At 71.5% G+C, this 8,035-nt stretch carries 9 protein-coding genes; 4 read left to right on the top strand and 5 right to left on the bottom strand.

The window, feature by feature from the left end; genetic code table 11:
* Positions 1–922 (bottom strand): NAD-dependent epimerase/dehydratase family protein (locus AB0G02_RS22990; protein ID WP_360797522.1); only part of this gene is annotated, 922 nt, incomplete at its 3' end.
* A 51-nt stretch (positions 923–973) separates the two neighbouring features.
* Entirely contained in the window at positions 974–1,792 is an 819-nt protein-coding gene (locus tag AB0G02_RS22985; protein WP_360797521.1) for an HAD family hydrolase, read from the bottom strand.
* 46 nt (positions 1,793–1,838) lie between these two features.
* Here AB0G02_RS22985 and AB0G02_RS22980 point away from each other — a divergent pair, with 46 nt between their 5' ends.
* Both AB0G02_RS22980 and lhgO read left to right on the top strand, forming a co-directional pair.
* Complete coding sequence (locus tag AB0G02_RS22980; RefSeq protein ID WP_360797520.1) at positions 1,839–2,711, top strand: LLM class flavin-dependent oxidoreductase; 873 nt, start codon at positions 1,839–1,841, stop codon at positions 2,709–2,711.
* Between the two features lie 10 nt (positions 2,712–2,721).
* Positions 2,722–3,909, top strand: a complete 1,188-nt coding sequence (gene lhgO / locus AB0G02_RS22975) for an L-2-hydroxyglutarate oxidase (protein ID WP_360797519.1) — start codon at positions 2,722–2,724, stop codon at positions 3,907–3,909.
* Here the strand turns inward: lhgO and AB0G02_RS22970 are convergent.
* Positions 3,896–4,090, bottom strand: coding sequence for a DUF397 domain-containing protein (locus AB0G02_RS22970; protein ID WP_360797518.1), 195 nt, complete (start codon positions 4,088–4,090; stop codon positions 3,896–3,898). The genes lhgO and AB0G02_RS22970 overlap by 14 nt on opposite strands.
* Entirely contained in the window at positions 4,087–4,935 is an 849-nt protein-coding gene (locus AB0G02_RS22965) for a DUF5753 domain-containing protein (RefSeq protein WP_360797517.1), read from the bottom strand. The genes AB0G02_RS22970 and AB0G02_RS22965 overlap by 4 nt, the downstream gene beginning before the upstream one ends.
* Before the next feature lie 128 nt (positions 4,936–5,063).
* Between AB0G02_RS22965 and AB0G02_RS22960 the strand changes: the two genes are divergently transcribed.
* Entirely contained in the window at positions 5,064–5,795 is a 732-nt protein-coding gene (locus tag AB0G02_RS22960; RefSeq protein ID WP_360797516.1) for a hypothetical protein, read from the top strand.
* Between the two features lie 12 nt (positions 5,796–5,807).
* Here AB0G02_RS22960 and serS read toward each other — a convergent pair whose 3' ends face one another.
* Positions 5,808–7,058 (bottom strand): serine--tRNA ligase, encoded by a 1,251-nt coding sequence (gene serS, locus AB0G02_RS22955; protein WP_360797515.1) that lies wholly within the window; start codon positions 7,056–7,058, stop codon positions 5,808–5,810.
* 306 nt (positions 7,059–7,364) lie between these two features.
* On the opposite strand from serS, the gene AB0G02_RS22950 reads away from it, so the two are divergent.
* Positions 7,365–8,035: VCBS repeat-containing protein (locus AB0G02_RS22950; protein ID WP_360797514.1), on the top strand; the 671-nt coding region annotated here is incomplete at its 3' end.

Here is an 8,035-nt window from a genome sequence, read left to right as displayed (position 1 = left end):
AGTAGTCCACGGTCAGCCGCACGCCGGTGGCGATGTCGACCTCCGGCTTCCAGCCCAGCTCGGCCTGCGCGAGCGACGGGTCGATGGCCGACGCGCGCAGGTCGCCCAGGCGGGCCGGGGCGAACTCGGGCTCGTCGGCCACGCCGGCCGCCTGCGCGACCAGGGTGTGCAGCTCGCGGTCGGACACCTGGTGCGCGGTGCCGATGTTGTACCGGCGACCGCCGCCCGCCTCGCCGGACGCGGCGATGAACGCCGACACGACGTCCTCGACGAATACGTAGTCACGGGTGTTGCCGCCGTCGCCGAAGACCTTCGTCGGACGGCCCGCGAGCAGCGCGGACGCGAAGATGGCCACCACGCCCGCCTCGCCGTGCGGGTCCTGCCGGGGGCCGTACACGTTGGCCAGCGCCAGGTGGGTGCACTCCAGGCCGTACAGCTGCCGGTAGGTGTTCAGGTACACCTCGCCGGACACCTTGGACGCCGCGTAGGGCGACTTCGGGTTGATCGGCGTGGCCTCGGACACCGGCAGCGCCTCGGGCGTGCCGTAGATCGAGCCGCCGGACGAGGCGAACAGCACCTTGCGCACGCCGGCGCGGCGGGCGGCCTCGGCCAGGTTGACCGTGCCGAGCACGTTCTTGGTGGCGTCCAGCAGCGGTTCGGCCACCGACACGCGCACGTCGATCTGCGCGGCCAGGTGGAACACGACCTCGGGCGAGAACGACGCCACCACGTCGGCCAGCTCGGGCGAGGTGATGTCGACCCGCGAGAACGAGTAGCGGTCGGCGTGGGCCGGGTCGGCGGGCTCGGTCCGCTTGCCCCGGCTGAGGTCGTCGACGACGTGCACCTCGTGCCCGTCCCTCAGGAGCCTGTCGACCAGGGTTGAACCGATGAAGCCGGCTCCGCCGGTCACGAGTGCGCGCACGGGTGTCTCTCCAAGGGTCTGGGTGTGGGTCGGTTCGGGGTCACCGGCAGCCTAGAACCACCGCTCCAGGACCTGTGCCACCCCGTCCTCGGAGTTGGCCGCGGTGACCTCGTCGGCGGCGTCGAGGGCGTCCTGGTGGGCGTTGGCCATGGCCACGCCGTGACCGGCCCAGGTGAGCATCGGCACGTCGTTGGGCATGTCCCCGAACGCCAGCACCCCGCCCGCCGCCACGCCGAGCAGGTCGGCCACGGCGGCCAGGCCGGTCGCCTTGGTCACGCCGGGCGCGGCGAACTCCAGCAGGCCCTCGTTGGTCGACCAGGTCAGGGCCACGGAGTCGCCCACGAGCGGCTCGACGGCCCGCGCCATCTCGTCGGAGGCCATGTTCGGGTGCCTGACCAGCAGCTTCACCGCCGGCTTGCCGAGCAGCTGGGCCCGCTGGTGACCGGGCAGCGGCTGCGCGCCCTCCACCCACGGGTGCAGGTAGTGCTCGTCGGAGATGAACTCGGTCTCGTCCGCCTGGCGGCCTGACTCACCGACGCGCTCGGACGCCAGCGCGCAGCCGGGCAGCGCCTCGTCCAGCACGGACGCCAGGTCGGTCAGCTGCTCGGGCGTGAGCAGCTCGGCGGAGACCACCCGGTCCTGGCCGATGTCGTAGACCACCGCCCCGTTGGAGCACACGGCGTAGCCGGTGAGGCCCGCGGCGGCGGCCACGTCCGGCAGCCAGCGGGGCGGGCGGCCGGTGGCCAGGACGAACGGGACGTCGGCGGCCAGCACGCGGCCGACCAGGTCCGCCGTACGCGGGCTGACCCGCCCCAGGGGTGTGAGCAGGGTGCCGTCGACGTCGGATGCCACAAGGGATGGTCTCTGCACCCCCACATCGTGCACTCCCGCGCGGGCTCTCCGATAACGTCGGCGGGTGCGCACTGGCATCGTGATCCTGCCCGAACACCGCTGGTGGATGGCCGAGCACAAGTGGAAGGCCGCCGAGGAGTACGGCTTCCACCACGCCTGGACCTACGACCACCTCGGGTGGCGCTCGCTGGTCGACGGACCGTGGTTCGGCGCCGTTCCGACGCTGGCAGCGGCCGCCGCGGTGACCGGGCGCATCCGGCTCGGCACGCTCGTCGCGACGCCGAACTTCCGCCACCCGGTGCCGTTCTCCCGCGAGCTGCTCGCCCTGGACGACCTCTCCGACGGCCGCTTCACGCTCGGCGTCGGCGCGGGCGGTGTGGGATACGACACCGAGGTGATGGGCGACACCTCGCCGCGCAGCCGGCAGGGCCGGTTCGAGGAGTTCGTCACGACGCTGGACCTGCTGCTGGCCCAGGACCGGACCACGTTCAGCGGCGAGTACTACGAGATCCGCGACGCTCGCAGCGCGCCGGGCTGCGTGCAGCGGCCCCGGCTGCCGTTCGTCGTCGCGGCGAACGGCCCGAAGGCGATGGGCGTGGCGGCGAAGTACGGCACGGGCTGGATCACCACCGGCCCGGACGCGGACGACGAGACGGCGTGGTGGCAGGGCCTGGCCCGGCTGGTGGAACGGTTCAAGGAGGTGCTGGCCGGCATCGGGAGGGCCAAGGAGTCCGTCGACTTCCACCTCAGCGTCGACTCGTCCCCGGCGTACTCGCTGACCAGCGTCGAGCACTTCCGGGACGTGGCGGGCCGGGCCCGCGCGCTCGGGTTCACCGACCTGGTCGTGCACTGGCCGCGCGCGGACGGCCCGTTCGCGGGCAGCGAGGCGGTGCTGGAGCGGGTCGCGGCCGACGTCCTGCCCGAACTGGTCGGCTAGGTTCTCCGCTGTGCGACGAGTCGTGGTGATCGGTGGCGGGATCGTGGGCCTCGCGACGGCGCGGGAGCTGGCCCGGCGCGGTCACGACGTGGTCGTGCTGGAGAAGGAGCCGCGGTGGGCGGCGCACCAGACCGGCCACAACAGCAACGTCGTGCACGCGGGCCTGTACTACAAGCCGGGGTCGTTGAAGGCGCGGATGTCGGTGGCGGGCAACGCCTCGATCGTCGCCTACGCGCGGGAGCACGGCGTGCCGGTGGACGTGTGCGGCAAGCTCGTCGTCGCCACCTCGCCGGACGAGGTGCCGCGCCTGGAGGCCCTGGCCGAGCGGGCCGAGGCCAACGGGGTGCCGGTGCGGCGGATCGGCGTGGACGAGGCGCGCGAGCACGAGCCCGAGGTGGCGGCGGTGGCCGCGCTGCGGGTGGAGAGCACCGGGATCATCGACTTCCCGGCCGTGTGCGCGGCGCTCGTGCGCGAGCTCAACGGGCACGACCTGCGGCTGCACACGCCCGCGTTGGCGATCCGGCGCGCGCTCAGCGGCGGTGGCGTCGAGGTGGCCACCACGCGGGGTGTCGTGCGGGCGGACGCGCTGGTCAACTGCGCCGGCCTGCACAGCGACCGGGTGGCGCGGCTGGCGGGCGTGACGCCGTCGGCGGCGATCGTGCCGTTCCGCGGCGAGTACTACGAGCTGCGCCACGACCGGCGACGGCTGGTGCGCGGGCTGATCTACCCCGTGCCGGACCCGGCGCTGCCGTTCCTGGGCGTGCACCTGACCCGGATGCTCGACGGCAGCGTGCACGCCGGGCCGAACGCCGTGCTGGCGCTGCGGCGCGAGGGGTACCGGTGGCGGGACTTCTCGGCGGCGGACGTGGCCGACGTGGCCCGGTTCCCCGGCACGTGGCGATTGGCGCGGCGGTTCGCCCGGACCGGGGCGGAGGAGGTGATGCGGTCGTTGTCGCGCAAGCGCTTCGCGGCCAGCCTCGCCCGGCTCGTGCCCGCGATCCGGGAGGACGACCTGGTGCGCGCGTCGGCGGGCGTGCGGGCGCAGGCGATGCGGGCGGACGGCTCGCTGGTGGACGACTTCCTGATCGACACCGCGCCGCGGCAGGTGCACGTGCTGAACGCGCCCTCACCCGCCGCGACGTCGGCGTTGGAGATCGGCGGGCACGTGGCCGGCCAGGTCGAGCTCAGCTGGACCTGAGCGACCCCAGGAACGCCGTGAACGCGGCCCTGCCGAACTCCAGCACGTCACCGCCGGGGTTCTTCGTGTCCAGCACCCCGGCGCGAGTCACCTCCACCGACACCCCGACGCACGCGCTCGCGGTGTTGCTGGCGCTGGAGGTGAAGTACACCCGGCCGTCCCGGACCAATCGCTTTCTCATGATCCCCTCACTGTTCGAATCAAGTCGGTGGTCTCCTCGACCGACAACGCGCGGGTGGCCGCGTCTTCCCACACCGCGCGCAGCCGGGTGACGCCCGGCTCGTCCTCGACCGGGCTCAGGCCGATCAGGCTGTCCACGTAGGCCGAGCCCAGGTCATCACCGGGGAAGTCGTAGATGATCAGTGTCCCGGACAGCGCGCCGTAGGCACCAGCACCATTCGGGATCACCTGGATCGTCACGTTCTGCCACTGCACGGCCTGGAGCAGGTGCTCCCACTGCGCTCGCATGATCTCCGGGCCGCCGATCTCCCGGCGCAGTGCCGCCTCGTCGATGAGCGCGTGCAGGATGAGCGGTTCCGGTTGGCGGCGCAGCAAACCCTGCCTGTCCCTGCGCTCCGGTCCGGCCTTCTCGTCCCAGTTCTCACCGGGGAGCAGGAACCGGTTCCCGACCGCCACGGCCGAGGCGTACTCGGGTGTCTGGAGCAGCCCGGGGATCAACACCGCGTCGGCCGTCCGCTCGATCACCGCTTCCGCCTCGTCGCGGCGAAAGCGCAGGTAGCTCTTGGGCAGCAGGGCCGCGTGCTCGATGGGTGCGGCCTCGTCGTCGGCCACCTCCCAGAGCGCCAGCGCGCGTTCGCGGTCCTCGTCGCTGACCTTCATCACCGCCAGGATGGCGATGAAGGTCGCCCACCTCGGCCGGGCCTCGCCGGCGATCATGCGGTTCCAGGTCGAGCGGGAGGTGCGCACCTCCTTGATGACCTTGTCCGCCTTGATCCCCGATTGTGCGAGGTAGCCCTCCATGAGAGCGCCGAGCTTCCGCTTGCCGCGCGTGGTGCCTACCGCCATTCGATCACCTTAGCGACTCTCCGTAATCGAACCTATTTCGGTTTCACCCAATTGGTAAACGCAGTTTTGCGTCACGCAAACGGTACTGTGTGCCGATGGACAAGGTGATGAAGGGTGTTCGGTCGTGCATGTCCCGGGGGAAGGTGGAGAACGCGGCGACGTTGTTGCTGCACCTGTGGTCGGAGTCGCCGGGGATGGCGGGGTTGCCGGAGGTGAGCGTGGAGCTGGCGGACCGGTTCCCGCTGGCGGAGTCGGCGGCGGAGGTGCTGCGGTGCGGGGCCGTGACCAGTGCCGAGCGGGGGTTGCTGCCGGTCGCCGCGGAACTGGCCAAGCGGGAGGTCGGCGTGCGGCGGGCCCGGTGCCAGGCGGACCCGACGCCCGAGTCGCTGACCGGGCACGTGGCGGCGCTGGACGTGTTGGCCAGCGTGCAACGGGCGTCGGGCGAGGTGGACGCCGTCGCCGCCCACCTGGCGGAGGTCGTGGAGTGGCAGTACGACCACGGCGACCGGGCGGGGGTGGCGTGGGCGTTGCGGGAGTCGGCCGTGCCGGCGATCGAGGTCGGTGACCTCGACCGGGCCGGTGCGCAGCTGACCAAGGCCGCGTCGCTGTACCGGGAGCGGGCCGACGACCCGTCGATGCGGTTGGCCGCCGGCAGGTGCGACGCGCTGCTGGCGTGCGTGCGGTGGGCCCAGGGGCGTCCGGAGGAGGCCCGGCCGCTGCTGGAGACCGCGTTGACCGAGTTCGGGGACGACGACGGGGCCGTGGACGTGCTGCGCCTGCTGGAGGCACTCGACTCCGGCGACGACATACCGGAGTCGGTGCCCCTCGGCGGTGAGTTCGGGCAGCTCGGTTGGGCGTGAGCCGGCCCGGTCTCAGTTGGGCTTGATGACGTCCAGGCCCAGGAACGGGCGCAGCGCCTCGGGCACCACGACCGAGCCGTCGGCCTGCTGGTGGTTCTCCAGGATGGCGACGATCCAGCGGGTGGTGGCCAGGGTGCCGTTGAGCGTGGCGGCGATCTGCGGCTTGCCGTTCTCGTCGCGGTAGCGGACGTTGAGCCGCCGGGCCTGGAACGTGGTGCAGTTCGAGGTGGAGGTCAGCTCGCGGTAGGCCTGCTGGGTCGGGATCCACGCCTCGCAGTCGAACTTGCGCGCGGCCGAGGTGCCCAGGTCGCCGGCGGCCGTGTCGATGACCCGGTAGGGGACGTCGATCTTGGCCAGCATCTCCTCTTCCCAGGCCAGCAGCTTGGCGTGCTCGGCCTCGGCGTCCTCCGGCTTGACGTAGGAGAACATCTCGACCTTGTTGAACTGGTGCACGCGGATGATGCCGCGGGTGTCCTTGCCGTACGAGCCCGCCTCGCGGCGGTAGCACGACGACCAGCCCGCGTACCGCTTCGGGCCGTCCAGGATCTCGTCGGCGTGGTAGCCCGCGAGCGGCACCTCCGAGGTGCCGACGAGGTACAGGTCGTCGGCTTCGAGGCGGTAGATCTCGCTCGCGTGCGCGCCGAGGAACCCGGTGCCCGCCATGATCTCGGGACGCACCAGCGTCGGCGTGATCATCAGCTTGAACCCGGCCGCGGTGGCCTGGGCGACGGCCATGTTGAGCAGCGCGAGCTCCAGCTGCGCGCCCACGCCGGTGAGGAAGTAGAACCGCGAGCCGGACACCTTCGCGCCGCGTTCCATGTCGATCGCGCCGAGCTTCACGCCCAGGTCGAGGTGGTCCAGCGGCTCGAAGTCGAACTCCCGCTTCTCCCCGACGTGCTTGACCACCACGTAGTCGTCCTCGCCGCCCTCGGGGGCGTCGGGGTGGACCACGTTCGGCACGGCGCGGTGCAGCTCGGTCAGCTCGGCCTCGGCGGCGGACTGCTCGGCCTCGGCGGCCTTGACCTCGCCCGCCAGCTCCTTGCCCTTGGCCAGCAGCGCGTCGCGCTCCTCGCCCCTGGCCCGGCCGACCTGCTTGCCGAACGCCTTCTGCTCGCCGCGCAGCGCGTCGGCGCGGGCGATGGCGGCCCGGCGGCGCTCGTCGGCGGACAGCAGCGCGTCGACCACGGTCTCGTCCTCGCCACGCGCGCGTTGCGACGCGCGGACGGCTTCCGGGTTCTCGCGCAGTGCCTTGAGGTCAATCACACAGAGCAGCGTAGTACCGGTGCCCAGGCGTTTTCGCGGGCGGTACCCCGGTGGCGACGGGCACGCACGCACTCTCCGCTCTCCTCACGACACGACCGGCACAGCATCCGTGGCCTTTGAGGTTCCTTTGAGGAATGCATCGCAACTGGTCCAAATAGAACCGTTCGCCGCGCGACAGTGCTCCGATCAGCGCAATCAACCTCAGCGAAAGGCCCTGGATCGCCTTTGGGGTTTCTTTCAGCCGGGTCGATCAAGCTTTGGCGGCGCCCGAATGAATCGGGCGCAGGGAAGCAAAGGACTCCGTGCATGAGATTCACCAAAGTGACCCTGGCCGTCGCTGCGCTCGCCTGCGTCGCGGGCCTCGCCCCGGCGGCGAGCGCCGACCCGGGTGGCGGCTTCCAGATCATGCTGACCTGCGACATCTACAGCCAGAACCGGGTGACGGCGCGCAACGAGATCCTCACCCGCTCGCAGACGTGGATCGACGAGGGCGTCGCTTACAACCAGGGCGGCTGCCACCGGAACGCGTACGGCAACTACCGCATGGACTGCTCCGGTTACGTGTCGATGGTGTGGGGGCTGGACCAGTCGTACGTGACGTGGAGCTTGGACCAGGTCACGCACGAGATCCCGCGCTCCGACCTCCGCCTGGGCGACGCCCTGAACAGCGCCGACCACGTCGCGCTGTTCATCGGCTGGGCGGACGCGGCGAAGACCCAGCCGATCGTCCGCGAGCACGGTGGCCCGAACGCACCCGGACAGCACACGTGGTCGGCGGCGTACGCGAACACGTACACGCCGATCCGCTACGACCGGATCGTCGAGGACGTAGCTCCTCCGAAGTCGAACGACTTCAACGGTGACGGTCGTGTGGACATCGCCGCGATCGACCCCGGCGACAACCTCATCCTCTTCGCCGGCAACGGCGCAGGGCAGGTCGGCTGGACCGGGCCCATGTGGCCCACCGGCAGCCAATG

This window comes from Actinosynnema sp. NPDC023658 (assembly GCF_040639995.1).
GTDB lineage: Bacteria > Actinomycetota > Actinomycetes > Mycobacteriales > Pseudonocardiaceae > Actinosynnema.
The sequence above is the reverse complement of the archived record's forward strand: the minus strand, read 5'-3'. Positions and strand labels throughout refer to the sequence as shown.

Bases quoted from the DNA above. Each gene is read 5' to 3' on its own strand.
- AB0G02_RS22970 (WP_360797518.1), bottom strand. From the start codon at position 4,090: ATGAGAAAGCGATTGGTCCGGGACGGCCGGGTGTACTTCACCTCCAGC.
- AB0G02_RS22965 (WP_360797517.1), bottom strand. From the start codon at position 4,935: ATGGCGGTAGGCACCACGCGCGGCAAGCGGAAGCTCGGCGCTCTCATG.
- AB0G02_RS22960 (WP_360797516.1), top strand. From the start codon at position 5,064: ATGTCCCGGGGGAAGGTGGAGAACGCGGCGACGTTGTTGCTGCACCTG.